Raw genomic sequence first — 15,882 nt, forward strand, 5'->3', positions numbered from 1 at the left:
GCACTGAGTTTGGACTGCGCTCAAATACCGCGAAGTCATTCGCGTAGCGTCCCGCAGGGAAGTGTTGACGTTCAACAATAGCAATGGAATATTTTTTTACTTGGAAGTACTTTATTGTCGGGGGAGATAGGAATTGGGGAAGCATCTATCTCTTATATCATGTCCAACTAATTACTTGGTTGTCATTGGTCATTGGTCATTGGTCAATTGTCATTGGTCATTGGTCAATTGTCATTGGTCATTGCTCAGTTGGCGTTGATGAGCAACCAAGAATTAGCGAATATCATGTATGTTTAAATATACATAATTTAGACTCAGGCGGCAACGTTAAAAGTTTTAATTATTGTTAATTTATCGGACATGATATCAGCATTGTATAGGACATGATAGCACCCGTTTAGATTCAGGTTGAACTAAGTTTCATTTTGAATTGTGAGTTACTGAACATGGGTGAAAAATATCAGACGTTATCGGAATTAAACCTTGAGGGTAAATTCCTGGGTTTTGTAGGCGATGAAGGGAAATTTAAATACTTGCGCTTAGCCATTCCCGCCGGGAATTTGCAAGTTAAAGTTCCCAAAGAGTTACGCAGTTCTTTAGGTTCAACCTTAGTACTTGGGGAACACATTCGCGTTGATGGTATCAGCCAATTAAACCCGCAAACAGGTAAAATAAAATTCAAAGCATTCCGGGTAAAAGCAACTGGTGTTTGCCCGATTGAAAATTTACCACCGCAAACCAAAGCCAAAATCATGGTTTGTCAAAAATCTGGTTGCATCAAGCGGGGTGGTAAAGGTTTATTGTCAGATTTAGAAAAAACTTTGTGCGATCGCGGTTTGATCGACAAAGTAACAATTGAGCATACAGGCTGTCAAAAACGCTGTAGCAGCGCGCCTAACTGCGTTGTCAGGATTGGTAAAAAGCAATACAAGAAAGTTCATCCAGAAGCGATCGCCTCTCTGTTGGAAAATCACTTAACTTAATTTGTCAACATATTTGGTAATTAAATTTAACAGGTGGAAAGGGTAAGCTCCCAGTCCGCCTATTTTCCATGTAAAAGTGTAAGATGCAAATAACTATGCATTTCCATATTTGTTATGAGCCTAAGCAGTGCTAAACGCTTTACCATAGCTGAATATCACCGCCTTATAGAACTGGGATTTTTTGCTGAGGATAACAGATTTGAATTAATTCGCGGTAGAGTCACCCATAGAATAGCTAAAACTCCAAAGCACTCAGCTTGTATAACTAAACTGATGCGAGAGTTATTTAAGCTGATAGCAGAACAAGCAATTTTAGGGTGTCAATCTCCTGTTACTTTACCTCCAGACAGTGAACCTGAACCAGATTTAGTCATAATAAAAAATCGCGCCGACGATTATCTTGATACACATCCTAGATCTTCAGATATATTATTGTTAATTGAGATTGCTGATTCTTCTTTAAAATATGACCAACAAGAAAAGCTACCCCTTTATGCAGAAGCAGGTATTTCTGATTACTGGATATTTAATTTAGTAGATAATTATCTAGAATGCTACAGCGAGCCTTATCAAGCTTCACAAAGTAAATTGGGTTATCGCCGCAAGGTAATTTTTCTACCTAATGAATCAGTTAATCTGCCAAATTTTTATGATTTAGTATTGGACTTATCCAAGGTGTTTCCTGGTTGATAAATTGGCTTTGATCCAAGCGCTGCTTCAGGTGCGATCGCGTATTGCTCGACAAATTTCTTCATAATAATCGGTTGAACCTGAGTTTAAATAGGGATAGCGCAAATCCACACCACTGGCGGCAAACTGTTGTAAAATGCTATGCAATCGCTGCTCAACAGATGTTTTTCCTTCTCTATAGGCAGATAATAAACCCTGAGCGATCGCTCGACACCGATGCATTCCAAAACTCTCTTCTTGAGCAAACTTGCGATCGGGTTCTTGGGCTAATCCCAATCCTGGTGCTAATGGCTTTGTAAATAGCGGCACTGGAGAACGAAAGTGCGATCGCGTTGCATCATCAATGGACTGTAAGATAGACCAAATGGCTGCAAAATCCCGCTGATGGAAGTAAAGAACACCAGCATCATAACGCTTGTAATCTGAGGGATTGTACAAAACCTTGAAGCTGAAGGGTATCATTTGCTGATTCAGGTTTTGCGTTATGTGCTGCATTAACATTACCGCACCTTCAGCCGTGATATTAAAATAAATTCTCACAATGACTGAATTCTCATCTGGTTGCTGTATTCCTGCATTACCAACCGCCATATAAAATCCATTTTGCACGCGATTTTTCGGCATTAAGACAGGAACTGCATATTTTTCGGGAACTAGTTCAGTAACGGCTAAAATACCTGCGCGACTTTCAGGGTGCAAATGGCGTTCTGGATCGAGGTGTAGGGTAATCTCTTTCTTTTTTACCATCAGCGTCTGGCTATCTTCCCAACCGATCACCGCCCAACCCGGATCAAAGTAGCCAACTCCGGTATTGTGTTCATGCAAGCGATCGTAAAACTGAGTATCGACTCCCAGTAAGGTATTATTCTCTAAATCTTGATAACCTTGAATAACTGTTTGGGAATCCGGCGTTGAGTCATTCTGGGAAATCTTAATTAAACCGTTGTAATAGACGGAGTAAATTAAGTTTTGCAGTTGTATGAGCAGATATTGATCTTGCAGGGTCTGTGGAAGCTGCCCAAATCGTTCTGCAACTGCTCCTACCAGTTCAATTTTACCATAGTTGGGATGGTGGATGCAGAAAGCGGACTGAATGTGGATATTTTCCACCAAATGCTGGAGAGCATCTTGGAGATTGGGAGAAAGAGCGGAGAAAGGAACGGGTTGCATCATCATCTAAACTCCCACAGCCCTCATTTGCATCAAGTCTGCTTCCGTTTTCCCCAGGATTGTCGGTATAGATTGCTCAGGATAACACAGCAACTTTTTAGCAACTTGCAGGGTACAAATGCCTGTGTTATTGAAAGACTTATTATATTGGATGTCTGCTTGGATGTGATGCAGCAAAGCAATACCCACAAATTGCACTACTTTCTTGAGAAATTGTGGTTCGAGTGCCAAAATATCGGGAAATTCCTGAAGATAGCCAGTGATAAATGCGGCGATCGCCGGTTGTAACTCGTCTAGTGGTACCATTGCCATCAACAGAGAATCGGCGATCGCAATTGCCGGATTGACGATTAAACTCTGTAACCAAAATTCTAGGATGTTGGCGATCGCAAATCCCAGATCCGCACTCGGATCACCCCAAGCGGCGCGTTCCCAATCAATGAATTTCAGGGACACATCAGACTCTAAGCCGATTGCTTGCCAATCATTGTGAACCAAAATATTGTTTAGTTTGAAATCATTGTGCGTCAAACAACAAGGAGTAAACGTTGTCACCAATTCGGCGATCGCTTCAGTCAAACTCGTATATCGTTGACAAAGTGACAGAAACTTGATACCCGCAGGCGGCGCTTTCCCAAAAACTTCCGGCGTAATCCGCCCCAGAATGCGAGTAGTACCAATCACCTGATGGACAGCAGGAAGCGAACGAACTAGACACTCTTGATAGCTACTCTGATTCCAGGTTAGTTGATGTATTGTAGCTAACCGTTTACCCACCCCATTCATCAGGGAAATGGTCAAGGAATTGTCTTGAGCAAACACTGTCAACAGGTCTTGATAATCCGTGAGATAACGCATTACAATGACCGAATTGACCGGATCAAAATACACTACTTCCGATAGCCACCGACGAATGCGATCGAGCGCAGTAAAGCTTTGAACGAGTGTGTGAACCTGCCATTCATTGAGGAATTCTCCAGCAGTTTTCCCCGGTTGATTTAACCGCTCCTGCTTCACCAAAAGGTGTCGCTCGTCGGATAATGTCACCAGCAAATTGAAGTTCTTGGCAGGTAATGGTTGAATTTGGATAGATGAGCGATCGACAACATCACAAAGGTTGCACTCTACCAAATAGTCCACCACATTTTGAACGCTCAAAACAAAGGTCATTCATCCCCCTTTCCTGGCTCAATTCTGGGTTGAAGTTTAATCTCCTTCTCAACATGAGAAGGAGATTTTCAAACATTACTTACCCGTTAGTAAAGAGTACAGAACCAAGCAGTGGTTATCGGTTTCGGACAAGGATCAATTACCACAGGTGGTGTTGGTTGTGGGCCTGGATGACAAGTACAACTAATTGCAGTGGTTGCAACTGTTTTGGTTGGGGCGGGAACTGTACAATTAATGGCGGTAGTCATAGGGCCTGTCTTTTTCAGCGCTCCACCAGAAAGGCTACTAAGTTCTTCCTTACTCAAGTCGTGCAAATAAGTTTCTTCATCGTCAAACAAATCATGACCGACGATTAAAGAGCGAGATTGTGATGTATCAGACATAAAAAACCTCCGTGTAGTTTACAGGAAAAAGCAAGCGATATGTTGATTGCCTACATCCTTGATGATGTAAATGGCATTTATATTTGCTCATTTATGATTGCAATCAAATCTTCTCAGGGGAAGCTTTACCCCATAAAGTTTGACGTGATAAATAATTCAAAACTCCCACTTTCAAAATAGATAAGGTTTACAAGCTTTCACCCATCGAAATAGTATTTTTTAAAGCCTGACAGCTTTACTCTGAGATTTTTAAATTCAAATATTAAATGTTTTCCAGATGATCCTATAACCAAACAATCAAAAAATGTAGCCATTTTGGCTTTTTATTTAGAGTTATACAGCAGATTGTAACTTGCTGAGATACAGATAATCGTAGGAAGTTCTGCCCTAAAGTGTGTAATTCATTTCCATAAAATACTCTGTAACTTAAGTCCAGCATTCTTTGTGAATCTATACATTTATTGTTAAACGTTAAAAGTTTTACCGTTTATTTGTTATTGGTATTGTCCTCACCCTTGTCAACAAGCGATCGCCTAAGTTAAAACTGTTATTTATTGAATCAAAAATTGGCTCGACAGAAGGATCGCATCAATTAGAAAATAATTTGCCACAAGCTTTCTCCCGGTTCTTTTACTCCCTATTGACTAGCATTTTTTAGGTTTTCTGCACCTTTGGTAACTTTTGCTGAATCAATGCGATCGCCCTGCTTAATCTTGTTTACGACATCAAAGCCTTTGATGACATAACCAAACACAGCATAATTTCCATCTAAGAATCCCAAATCTGCTAAAGCAAAATAAAACTGAGAAGAACCAGAGTCTGGCTGTTGTCCCCGCGCCATTGCCACAGCCCCCTGTTTGTGATTCAGTACAGGGGTATCTATCAAAGTTTTGCCATAAATTGGTGCATCAGAACCCTTGGGTTTAATTTCTAAGGGTATAAAGCGTTCAGTCCCCGTTTTTTCGTCAATATAGCCACCGTTTCCCACTCTACTATCCGGAGTTCTAGGGTCTTTACTTTGGGGATCTCCACCTTGGGCTACAAATGGTTGGGGATCGCGCACAACTCGATGGAAAGATAACCCATCATATACACCTCTTTGTACTAAATCGACAAAATTTCCCGCAGTAATTGGAGCATTTAGCCCATCTACTTCAATTGTTATTGGTGAACCCTTAACAGTCATTACTACTGTTGCCTTACCTTCAAGTCGTGGTAAATTTTCTATGCCAGCAATGCTCTCGCTGCTGTTATTAGATGCAGATTTAGTTGGAGTTATAGTTTCTGTGGTTGTAGTTGTATTTGTGGGTTGAGAAATTGGGTTATTTTCAGTAGAAACACCTGATATATTAGTATACTTGACCCAGATATCTGTAATGATTGCTGCTACAATAAAAGTCGCAACTATCAATACTTTTTGTAAATTTGTTAATGATGTGAAAACTTTACGTTGTCTTTGTGGTGCTGACGGAGTAACTATCGGTTTAACAGGCTGAATTGACAGTATTAGCTGTGGATTTAAGTCCTTTAAAACTTCCTCTACAGATTGATAACGCTGCTGATAATCTTCTTGTAGTAACTTATCAATAATCTTCCCCAATTCTCGACTCACTGGTTGCTGTAAATGCTGTTTCCAACTCTTAATCCAGCCGTAAGCTTGTGTTTTCCAAAGTTCCCAAGGATGAATTCCACTTAGTAAATGAAAGCAAGTTGCACCCAAACTATATAAATCACTTGCTGGATAGGCTTCCCCTCCTTGCATTTGTTCCAAAGGTGCATAACCAAAAGAACCTATCATGGTTCCTTTTGCAGTCATTACTGTTTTTGTGAGTTGCTTGGATGCACCAAAGTCAATTAAAACAACTTTGCGTAGGGCTTCGCCCTTACCGGAGGTATCACCTCTGTGAATAATATTTTCTGGCTTAATATCCCGATGAATAACGTTTTGTTGATGTACAACCTGGAGAATACTCAATAAATCCTGTAATAAATCTCTAATCTTTCTCTCGTTGAAAGTTCCCTGCTGTTCTAATTCCTTTAATAAATTTTGCCCATCAATAAACTGCTGCACCAAATACAAGCGATTATCTTCTTTAAAATACGCTAACAGCGTCGGAATTTGTGGATGTTCGCCTAATTGTTCTAGTCGCCTTGCTTCTTGTTCAAATAATTCTGTGGCTTTTTGCAGCGCTAGAGTTCCTTGAACTTGTGGTGCAAATTGCTTAATGACGCACTTTTTATTTAATTTGTCAATATCTTCTGCTAAATAAGTTTTACCAAATCCCCCACCACCCAACGATTTAAGTGGGCGATAACGATTTCTCAACACAACCAAAGGAACGCCGCAATTAGAGCAAAATTTCGTACCATCAGGTGCAGGCGGGTTGTGACAGGCTGGGTTGAGGCAACAAAGCATAACCGTGCGTTTACTGGTAAATAAGTTTATTATCATCTATCTACCAAGATTTTTAACGCTCTTGTATTATACCGATTCAATTAATGATCGTGACATATGGATTGTCGCAAAGGGCGAGGAAACCCCGACTCTACAGATGCATCTGTCTCATTCTTTGATCAAAATCAGTTATGCACGCTGTCAAAGGTGGTGAGTTACGCCGCTTTATTTGAGCAAATGGAATCTAGAGATTTCCAGCGACGTAACACACACTGCAAAATTGGGCTTTTACTAATCAGTAGGGTGCATCAGTAGGAATAATTTGGTATTTCCAACTGTTATCTGACTGACACACCCAATATTATTGAATATTTTTTTATCTGGAAGTCCGCGATCGCTTGAACGCAGCTACCTTATCCACGGTTTTTGATTAAAATTACTTGCACGATTTGGATTGCCACGTCTCTGGAAATCCCCAAGGCTTGATATAGATCGTTTAAAAAATTTTTCTCTTCTTCTTTGACTATACCCTCAGATAATAGCAAGTCTGTCGCTACCGCAAAAGCTGCTTCCCGTAGTTCTTCGGTTAAGGATTCTTTAGCTGCATCGAATAAAACATTCATCCCATCCCGTCGGAGGATGCTCAGGATTTTTTCAAATAGCCTGTTCATCAACTCGTTGGTATAGTTTCTAAAAAGCTTTAACCGTGATAAAACTGAGGAGATACAACGCGCTTCATTTTCTGACAAATAACCATCAATAGCCGTTGCAGCCAGAGTGATAGCCGCAAATGCTTCCGCTGGACTAAGTGTCACATGAGCCTGACTTTCTGTATCCAATACTGTGTCTAATAAACCCATTGTAGTTGCTCCTTGATTGAGGTCTCAATAGCGGTACAGTTACCTGTATGTTCTATAACTTCCAGGTTAGCCTGCAACGCTGTGAGACTTTCATGGTTTAGTGTTCCCAAGATTTCTTGACAGCGAACACAAGCACTCAATCGGTTTTTTGCTCAAATGCAAAACGCCAGCTTAGAATTTAGCGTTCTCCAGTCTTTTCAATTGTTTCTATAACTACCAAACCTATACCAGAAGCTGCTATTAGCACTATTGCGGATATCAAATAGGCGTTGGCAAGCATTTGCAGGGCATCATTGAAAAAAATGTAGGTGGTCATTACGCTTCACCTTTATAACTCTGTGTTGCTAGTGCTGTTTAATCTCTTCACACCCCGATGGGTGTATTTCGTTCTCGAACTTCCTAGCAATTGCATCTTAACAAAACTTTAGCTCTTTAAAAACACATCTCAAATTTTTTCTTTTTGAAGATTCCATGAATTTTCTTGGTATTTTGTGCAATTCAATACTGAAAATCAATTATTGTCAAAAATCTAGCAACATTTTTTTAAGTATATTTATATAGCGAATAAGTCTTTTATAGGACTGTGATACAAAAATTTATATTTTATTTTGCTGGGATTATAGCTTTTATTTCAAGCATTTACAGCAAATAATGAATAAGTTTACTAGTAATATTACATATTAAAATTGTATTATTTAATTCTTATGCTTGGACATGAAAAAATTTTTTGTAGCCAGCTTGTCAAAATGGCAAAATTATCCCGCTAGCGACTGTCAGCAGGTGATAACCTCCCCTGTTTTCGCCTGCTTGAACTACAGCCTGATTGGGAGGCTGAAATAAAACTTTACAATCAAATCTTTAAACTTTCGCGTTGTCAGTCTAAGAGTGCTAAAGCAAGCAGCGTTCGATTGTGGCGACAACTGATTGGGAAAGGGCTGATAAATCATAGCCACCTTCCAAGCCAAAAAGAATTTTGCGAGTCAGCTTTAAACAATAATCCACGAACAAACCATAATCTGCTGGTTGCAAATTAATACTAGCTAAAGGATCTGCGGCGTTGGCATCGTAACCAGCACTAATAATCAGTAAATCTGGCTGAAATTGAGCTAAAAAGGGGACTACGGACTTCTCAAATAGCGGTTGATAAACGTCTATAGTGCTACCAGGCGGTACAGGTAAATTTAAGACATTATTATGAAAGCCGCGTTCGGAGGCTCTACCAGTACCAGGGTAGCAAGGGTACTGATGTAGAGAACAGTAGGCAATTTGCGGCTGAGTTTCCACGATCGCCTGAGTACCATTACCATGATGTACATCCCAATCTAAGATGGCGACACGGTTAATTCCAGGTTGTTCTAAAGCGTAAAAAGCTGCGATCGCTGCATTAGAAAATAAACAAAAACCCATTCCCGCATCAGTTTCTGCATGATGTCCGGGGGGACGGGCTAGGACAAAAGCTGGATTTTCTGTGGCTAATACTGTATCAACGCCATCCATCCAAGCACTCACAGCCAATAGTGCTACATCATAACTCCGAGGCGATACAGGTGTGTCTCCATCTAAGTAACTACCACCTGCTGTCGCGATCGCCTGAACTTTGTGGATGTAATCTGCTGTATGGGCTTGCAACAGTACAGACATCAGCGATGGGTTTTGTGAAACTGGTGTAGGCGATCGCCAGTCAATTTTATCTGCAAACTCAGCTTCTTTGAGAGCTTTTGCGATCGCTGTCAAACGTTCTGGTGTCTCTGGGTGGTAGTTTCCCGTCTTGTGTTCCAGAAACTCATCGGAATAGATGACTGGTAGCATGGGGCAAGAAAAGTGCTCAGCAAGATACTAAATGTCATTCTATCTTCCCCAGTTTATTTATTGCTGTAGAAGTGCGGCAAATTTATTCGCCATTGGCACTAAATCTCCTTCTTTTCAAAATCGAGATGTAGTCGCCTATTAAAAAGTTCCGCTCCAGTTTTTCATGCTCTACACCTTGATATCCTGTCGCCACATTTCAATCAGCTCTGTCAGTTGTAAATAAGATACAATGCCATCAGCAATGCAGCTACTAACCTAATATTTAAGCCATCATTAGCTTATGTCCAATTCTGCAAATACTAATAACCCTGCTATTTCTGCCCTCACAACTGACCAACTAGATCAGGCTAAGAATAGGGATAAAATTTTTGACCAATATCTCAAAGTGGGAATTAATGCAGGTTCCACGGCTGAGAAGCTAGCATTATTATATCGAGGGGTGGAGAGTTCGCCCTATCAAGAAGATATAAATAATTATCCAGAGAGCCTGAAACAAGCACAAAATCCAGAGGAATTAATATTTAAACCTTATCCTAAAGTCGGAGAAATGCCGCAAATTGATCGGCAAGGTTTAGAGTTTCTCCATTCAGATATCAAAGAAGCTTGTATCTGCATTGGTCGAGTAAATGACGGGAAGATCAAAGCCCATTGGATGGGTCGGAATGCCCTGAATAAAAATCAGTTTTGGAGTGGCACCAAAATCATTCCTTTGTTAAATATTGTGTCTCAATCCAATACAAAATTCTTTCAATCAAGCCTAGAAAACTGCGTTATTAGAGACCCAGCCAAGCGTCAGAAAGATGTTCCCTTCTTTGACGTAGCAGCTGACATAATTAGTTATAAAAAACAGATAGCCAGCTCTAATTCACTAGCTGCTATGTGCAAAAGATTCGAGACTTGGGAAGGCTTAGAAACCTGGGTCAAAAAAATCACAGGTAACCAAGATTTAGTTTTCCGTGGGCGTTATGGCGAAGATCCTTTTATTAACCAGCCTGAGTTGTTTGATTTAAAAACGCGAAAAGTATTGCTGAGTGCCGCACCGGAGACAACTAGAGGAGATAATCTCGTCACTGCATACGATTTACTCAGGTTGCTCTCGATGCTAGGTTGGCATCATCAGCTACCACCGGAAGCGAGAATACCAGGTGCCCAGTGGCACAGTTTAGGACAGATCATCAAAGCTATGGGCAAAGATGCCTGCCGTTATACTGATATTGCCATTGAGACATTGGGATTGAAAAGCTTTATTAGTTCTCCAGTGATTATCTCTAAATTAGGCGACGGCTACAGCGATACACGCAAAAGTACGGAAATAGTTTACCTAGCATTAGTTAAATTTATTCTGGATTTGCCACAACCTGGGAAAAAACCTGCTGAACTGATAACGTTAGGTTTGGCTCTGCGGGGAGCAAAACCTTTACAGGAAACTAATCCTAATGCTATTGAACAGGCAAAAAACCGCGATGCAGTTGAGCTAGATGCGAGAATGGCAACTGAAGTCACTGAGATTCTGCGTAGAGTAGTGACACAAGAATTAGTGTAGTAAAAAAATATTCCATTGTTATTGTTGACGGTTGACTGTTAACCGTCAACCGTCAACCGTCAACAACTTTAAGCTGTTGTTTATTTTTTGGAGTTCCCTATCATGTGGGTAAACTGGCAAATACCTGTTCCACTAATTCCTTCGTCTTCACTTCTAAATGCTGCCAATCCACTTCTCCCATTTCATCAAATAAACTAGTGTCAATCATCGAAGCTTCCGCATCTGGCGCTTCTGGGCTGTAATTTAGAAAACACACTTGATAACATAGATCCCACAAGTCTATAGTTACTTGCTGCTCTTGACGCTGTAAACGTAGATGATATCCTGGATGGGGCATTGGCAGACCAGAAAGGGTTTTTCTGATGTCATCTGCTTGTTCTGGTGTCGCAGTTTCCATTTCCTGCAACAGATTGGTCACAATTGCTTTGGTTTCATCGGTGATACTGGCCGGCCAAATCAAGACATCATGATAAGTTCCAGTCCAGGAAGATACATCTAGTTGCTTGCGAATATTATCAACTACGCGGATGAAAGCAGGCTGCATAAGCATTTCAGCTTGCTGCCATGTAACAGAGTTGTTGATTTTGGGTGGCATTGCTAATCACAAAAGGATATTGAAACAAAAATTAACAAAGTGTGTTTATGAAAAAAATTACATTTTTAATTCAAATCTTTTCTCAAGATAGCGGATTTCATGGAAGAAAATTTGGAGATATTGATTAGCATCTGGAAATTTGGGTGTTAACTCTGGGGAGGCAATATGATCGGTAAACTACTAGACCATCGTTATCAAGTAATTAAAGTCCTAGCGACGGGCGGATTTGGTCAAACTTACATTGCTCAAGATACTAGACGGCCAGGTAACCCCATCTGCGTTGTCAAGCATCTTCAGCCTACTAGTTCCGACCCCAGAGTTTTTGACACAGCCAAGCGTTTATTTAACATTGAAGCTGAAACTTTGGAAATTTTGGGCAAACACGATCAAATACCCAGGCTTTTGGCTTACTTTGACGAAAATCAGCAATTCTACTTAGTACAAGAATTTATTGAAGGAAATACTTTAAGTGAGGAACTGTTACCTGGTAAGCGCTGGAGCGAAACTCAGGTAGTCCAACTGTTGTTGGAAGTGTTGAGCATTTTAGAATATGTCCACAGTCAAGGCGTGATTCACCGCGATATCAAGCCAGATAACATTATCCGTCGGAGTTCTGACAATAAATTAGTTTTAGTAGACTTCGGTGCTGTTAAACAACTACGTACACAGTTAGTTGTGCCTGGGGCGCAACCTAGTGCGACGATAGTCATTGGTACTCCTGGTTATATGCCTACAGAACAAGGGCAAGGTAAACCCCGTGCCAATAGCGATATTTATTCTTTAGGAATCATTGCTATTCAAGCTTTAACAGGAGTAGCAGCCTCAGCATTGCAAGAAGACCCGAATACAGGCGAACTCCTGTGGCAAGATTTAGTGAGTGTCAATTCCGAGTTAGCAGCGGTGTTGACTAAAATGGTGCGTTATCACTTTAAAGACCGCTACCAAAGTGCTACAGAAGCACTGCAAGCATGTAGAGGGTTGATGACTCCTGTGGCTGTAGCTGCGAAATTAAAGGAATTGCAGCTAAATTCTAGCACTCAAGCAAATCACACTCCCACCCAAGGAACACAGCAGCACACTATTGCAGTTGCACCAGCTAATAAAGTAGCTGCTAAACCAGTCCGTCAAGATTATAGCAAACCTGACCCCTTACCTTTAATAGTGGGACTGATGTTGGCGGGTGGGGCGGCGGCTTTGGTGACAAATGTCTATCCCAGTATCAAAAATGTAGCTGCTAATTTAACAGGTAATGATACTAATGTAGGCAACAAGTGCTTAGCTGTTGTCGAGGGTAATTCTAATATTCGTTCTGAACCGAGTGGGATTAATTCAGATAATGTTGTGCAAACAGTTATCAGTAATAGTAAGTTTGAAGTGACTGGTAAACGCACCCAACGGGGTTGGATAGAAGTGAAACTTAACTCCGGACAATCAGCTTGGGCGCACTCGGATGTGATCACAAATAATGAACAATGGCTTGCTTGTTTGCGAGATAAAGGAATTGCAATTAAGACAGTAGATGATAATACTTTAATTGCGGCTCGACCGCTGCCGAAACCAGAACCTAAATCTACTAAGGTAGAAACTTCATCATCTAGTAAATCAGATCCATTTCGTTCCGAACCGTTTACCGGTGGCACAGAAAAATCCGAGTCGCAGTCTAAGGATAACAGCGCTCAAGTTTTGGAATCAGCCAGGAAGAAGTATGAATCAGGGGATTTAATCGGAGCGATCGCACTGCTGAAATCTGTACCGCAAACAGCTGCTGCTGATTTTAAAGAAACTGGGGTAATGATTGCTCAGTGGCAACAAGATTGGGCGAAGGCAGATGCTTTATTTAATGAAATTAATGCGGCAATAGATAAAGGTCAATGGGATAAAGTTTTAGATTATAAAAAACATCCCGAAAAATTGCCTAACATTAAATACTGGCAAGATAAATTAGCACCATTATTCAAACAAGCTGCGGATAATTTAGCTAAACAGGGACGAAATACTGTAGATAAATATAATAAGAATAATCAGCTAAATCAGGAAAAATCAAATACTCAAGGTACTACCCATTGATATATTGGTATTTTGGCGTTGCTGATTGATAGGAGATTTTAATAAAGTTCAATCTCTTCGTATCCACTCAGTAATCGAGTTCTACGAATTTCTCTCAGGTACGTTGTCAGTGATTCTTCTGATTAATTTCTCTACATCTTTAACGCGAGTTCTATACACAAAATTCTGACCTCACCCCCAGCCCCTCTTCTAACAAGACAGGGGTGCAAAAAGGCTAATTTTTTGTTACTCCTCCCTCTCTAAAAGGAGAGGGAGGTTGGGTGGGTGAGGTTTGTCGAATTCAATGCCAGTAATTCGATTTATTGCTGTATTATTTTTGTAAAGTATAGATGCACCCAATTGAGTCAGGAAATAGGTTTTAAAAATTGACATTGACTAATTGATTAATAGTATCATTTAGGCTTTTTAAAACCTGTAACTGTTCCTATACATTGTTGTTGTGACATGGTAATCTCTGATTGTGCAGTGTATGTTCCTGATACTTTACCATCACGAATATTTCCCTCAAATCGATACCCAGTTGCAGGTATATTACCTGACCAAGTGCCATCGGGATTAATTTTCCCATTAAAATCAAAATCAGTACTACTATTTTTTCCGCTATAATGACCATTCATTAAACCATTAGGAAAAATTATTAATTCGTCTAACGCAGCACTTGGCACACACCCACTTGTTTGGTTTGCGTCTTGAGTCCATGAAAAAGAATATTTGCCATCAAGGGGTATTGAAGAGTTTGGCTTTGGAGCAGTTCTATTATTACCATCCTCTACTAATTCACCACAGACAACTTTTCCCGCATCTGTCTTGACACAGGCTCGTTCTGCTACTGCGGGATTACTGAAAAAAAAGACAAGCATAGCTATTGAAGGGGTGCTAATTAGAGCCGCCAACTTTTGAGATTTTTTTAGCATAGTATATGTTTTCATGATGGATGGATGTTTATTTCAGTCACTTCAATGCAGACTAGCTATATCTTCAACAGTCTACCACTCAAGTAATGAGTTTTTTACCACATATATATGGTAATTATAGTAAGATTACTTAATTTTACCTGAGGAGGTTGTTTAACTTATTTTAAGCTGTTCACGAAAGTCATGGATGATTTTTCTAATGTGATTTTCAAACTCATTAAATCGACGATCAGTTTTTTTTAAGAGCGCCCATATTATGGCAAATCCCCAGAACGCAAACATTCCTATGATTATTAAACCACCAATATCGGAAGTGGATAGTCCGAGATTCGCTACAATCAATCGTAACAAGACAGTTGCAGCAAAATAAAATATTACAAACTTCAGCCAGTTAAACTTTTTCTTGGGTTTATACAGAATAAATCTCCATTTCCATGTAAAAGGAGTGTCTCTCTGTTGATAAATACAATGTTTATCGGTTACGTGGTTATATAATGCAACATACAAACTATAGTGTTCCTTGTTTAGTAAATTTGTAGCTTTGATAAAAGTAAGCTGATGTCCAGGTCTAGCTAGATGAAGATCAATATTGCCCAATTCAATACACTCTTCGCGACCATTTTCAAGCTGTATCCAAAATGCCTGATCTATAGATGTTGAACTACCAACACCTGTATGATCTCCATAGACTCGTGTTTTAGTACGCTCTTCGTGGCTCATCACAATACCTGTAATTGCTTCAAGTTCCACTTTGCACTTTCCATTTATCCAATGAGATGTTATAAAGAGTTTTAGGTTTTCTGGAATGTAAACTTGCATGAAATATCCTTGATTTTTGTAGTTTATATAGATTTATATATTCTGACTTGGTATTACAAAATCACCGCGTACCCAACCTCTGACAGTAATATAAGATGTTGGATCGTTCTTGCTTACACTAGTGACATCGACTTTGAGCCAGCAATAGTTATCTATAACAACTTGCTGAAAAATAATTACAGGATTCCCAGAAGATGCAACATGAACAACGGCAGATGTAGTGCTTGGTTTTTCTCGAATATTAATTGAAGCAGGAGAGTTACTAGAAGGATTTTCTGGGTCATGTATTATGTAAAATTCCAGTGGTTCTTTTTTTAGCTCTCCATCCTCAACACAGCCTTTGGGTTTATTTGTACGGATGGCGATGCCAAAGGCGGGCTGCGCCAACGCACCTTCAGGAACAATTGAGCAGATTGAAAAAAGTAGTGCGATCGCCACCAAAATACTGAATGTTTTTTGATATTTCATTGATAGTCTATTCTGC

General features: G+C 40.1%; 17 protein-coding genes. 5 read left to right on the forward strand and 12 right to left on the reverse strand.

The window, feature by feature from the left end:
• The first annotated feature begins 83 nt into the window (after positions 1-83).
• The 3 genes from AACU32_RS32520 (at position 84) to AACU32_RS32530 (ending at position 1,673) form a co-directional block, all read left to right on the forward strand.
• The gene (locus AACU32_RS32520) at positions 84-350 is read left to right on the forward strand and encodes a hypothetical protein (RefSeq protein ID WP_339378465.1); all 267 of its coding nucleotides are present in this window, start codon (positions 84-86) and stop codon (positions 348-350) included.
• 96 nt (positions 351-446) lie between these two features.
• Positions 447-983 (forward strand): (2Fe-2S) ferredoxin domain-containing protein, encoded by a 537-nt coding sequence (locus AACU32_RS32525; protein WP_096605988.1) that lies wholly within the window; start codon positions 447-449, stop codon positions 981-983.
• Between the two features lie 114 nt (positions 984-1,097).
• On the forward strand, positions 1,098-1,673 hold the full coding sequence (locus tag AACU32_RS32530) for a Uma2 family endonuclease (RefSeq protein ID WP_096605990.1): 576 nt from the start codon (positions 1,098-1,100) through the stop codon (positions 1,671-1,673).
• 27 nt (positions 1,674-1,700) lie between these two features.
• Here the strand turns inward: AACU32_RS32530 and AACU32_RS32535 are convergent, their stop codons facing one another.
• The 7 genes from AACU32_RS32535 to AACU32_RS32565 all read right to left on the reverse strand — a co-directional run bounded on the left by AACU32_RS32535 (position 1,701) and on the right by AACU32_RS32565 (position 9,460).
• On the reverse strand, positions 1,701-2,849 hold the full coding sequence (locus AACU32_RS32535; RefSeq protein ID WP_096605992.1) for a T3SS effector HopA1 family protein: 1,149 nt from the start codon (positions 2,847-2,849) through the stop codon (positions 1,701-1,703).
• On the reverse strand, positions 2,850-4,013 hold the full coding sequence (locus tag AACU32_RS32540; protein WP_096605994.1) for a phosphotransferase family protein: 1,164 nt from the start codon (positions 4,011-4,013) through the stop codon (positions 2,850-2,852).
• A gap of 86 nt (positions 4,014-4,099) precedes the next feature.
• The gene (locus tag AACU32_RS32545) at positions 4,100-4,396 is read right to left on the reverse strand and encodes a hypothetical protein (protein WP_096605996.1); all 297 of its coding nucleotides are present in this window, start codon (positions 4,394-4,396) and stop codon (positions 4,100-4,102) included.
• 637 nt (positions 4,397-5,033) lie between these two features.
• Complete coding sequence (locus tag AACU32_RS32550) at positions 5,034-6,812, reverse strand: peptidylprolyl isomerase (protein ID WP_339378722.1); 1,779 nt, start codon at positions 6,810-6,812, stop codon at positions 5,034-5,036.
• A 392-nt stretch (positions 6,813-7,204) separates the two neighbouring features.
• A complete protein-coding gene (locus tag AACU32_RS32555; RefSeq protein WP_096605998.1) occupies positions 7,205-7,651 on the reverse strand; it encodes a tellurite resistance TerB family protein in 447 nt (148 codons plus the stop codon).
• Positions 7,652-7,829: 178 nt separating this feature from the next.
• Positions 7,830-7,967, reverse strand: coding sequence for a hypothetical protein (locus tag AACU32_RS32560; RefSeq protein ID WP_339378466.1), 138 nt, complete (start codon positions 7,965-7,967; stop codon positions 7,830-7,832).
• 572 nt (positions 7,968-8,539) lie between these two features.
• Positions 8,540-9,460 (reverse strand): histone deacetylase family protein, encoded by a 921-nt coding sequence (locus tag AACU32_RS32565; protein WP_096606000.1) that lies wholly within the window; start codon positions 9,458-9,460, stop codon positions 8,540-8,542.
• Between the two features lie 280 nt (positions 9,461-9,740).
• Here AACU32_RS32565 and AACU32_RS32570 point away from each other — a divergent pair, with 280 nt between their 5' ends.
• Positions 9,741-11,003 carry a hypothetical protein gene (locus AACU32_RS32570; RefSeq protein ID WP_096606002.1) on the forward strand — a complete coding sequence of 421 codons (1,263 nt, stop codon included), beginning with the start codon at positions 9,741-9,743 and terminating at the stop codon, positions 11,001-11,003.
• A 100-nt stretch (positions 11,004-11,103) separates the two neighbouring features.
• Here AACU32_RS32570 and AACU32_RS32575 read toward each other — a convergent pair whose 3' ends face one another.
• A complete protein-coding gene (locus tag AACU32_RS32575; RefSeq protein WP_096606004.1) occupies positions 11,104-11,598 on the reverse strand; it encodes a hypothetical protein in 495 nt (164 codons plus the stop codon).
• 165 nt (positions 11,599-11,763) lie between these two features.
• Between AACU32_RS32575 and AACU32_RS32580 the strand changes: the two genes are divergently transcribed.
• Complete coding sequence (locus AACU32_RS32580) at positions 11,764-13,665, forward strand: serine/threonine protein kinase (protein ID WP_096606006.1); 1,902 nt, start codon at positions 11,764-11,766, stop codon at positions 13,663-13,665.
• A 38-nt stretch (positions 13,666-13,703) separates the two neighbouring features.
• On the opposite strand, the gene AACU32_RS40815 is transcribed toward AACU32_RS32580, so the two are convergent.
• The 4 genes from AACU32_RS40815 to AACU32_RS32595 all read right to left on the reverse strand — a co-directional run bounded on the left by AACU32_RS40815 (position 13,704) and on the right by AACU32_RS32595 (position 15,866).
• Complete coding sequence (locus tag AACU32_RS40815) at positions 13,704-13,775, reverse strand: sigma-70 factor domain-containing protein (RefSeq protein ID WP_096608276.1); 72 nt, start codon at positions 13,773-13,775, stop codon at positions 13,704-13,706.
• A 282-nt stretch (positions 13,776-14,057) separates the two neighbouring features.
• A complete protein-coding gene (locus tag AACU32_RS32585; protein ID WP_339378467.1) occupies positions 14,058-14,594 on the reverse strand; it encodes a hypothetical protein in 537 nt (178 codons plus the stop codon).
• A gap of 138 nt (positions 14,595-14,732) precedes the next feature.
• Complete coding sequence (locus tag AACU32_RS32590) at positions 14,733-15,398, reverse strand: hypothetical protein (protein ID WP_096606010.1); 666 nt, start codon at positions 15,396-15,398, stop codon at positions 14,733-14,735.
• A 33-nt stretch (positions 15,399-15,431) separates the two neighbouring features.
• Positions 15,432-15,866, reverse strand: a complete 435-nt coding sequence (locus tag AACU32_RS32595; RefSeq protein WP_096606012.1) for an SH3 domain-containing protein — start codon at positions 15,864-15,866, stop codon at positions 15,432-15,434.
• Positions 15,867-15,882: the final 16 nt, after the last annotated feature.

It is taken from the genome of Calothrix sp. NIES-2100, from assembly GCF_963875285.1.
Classification (GTDB): Bacteria; Cyanobacteriota; Cyanobacteriia; order Cyanobacteriales; family Nostocaceae; genus Aulosira.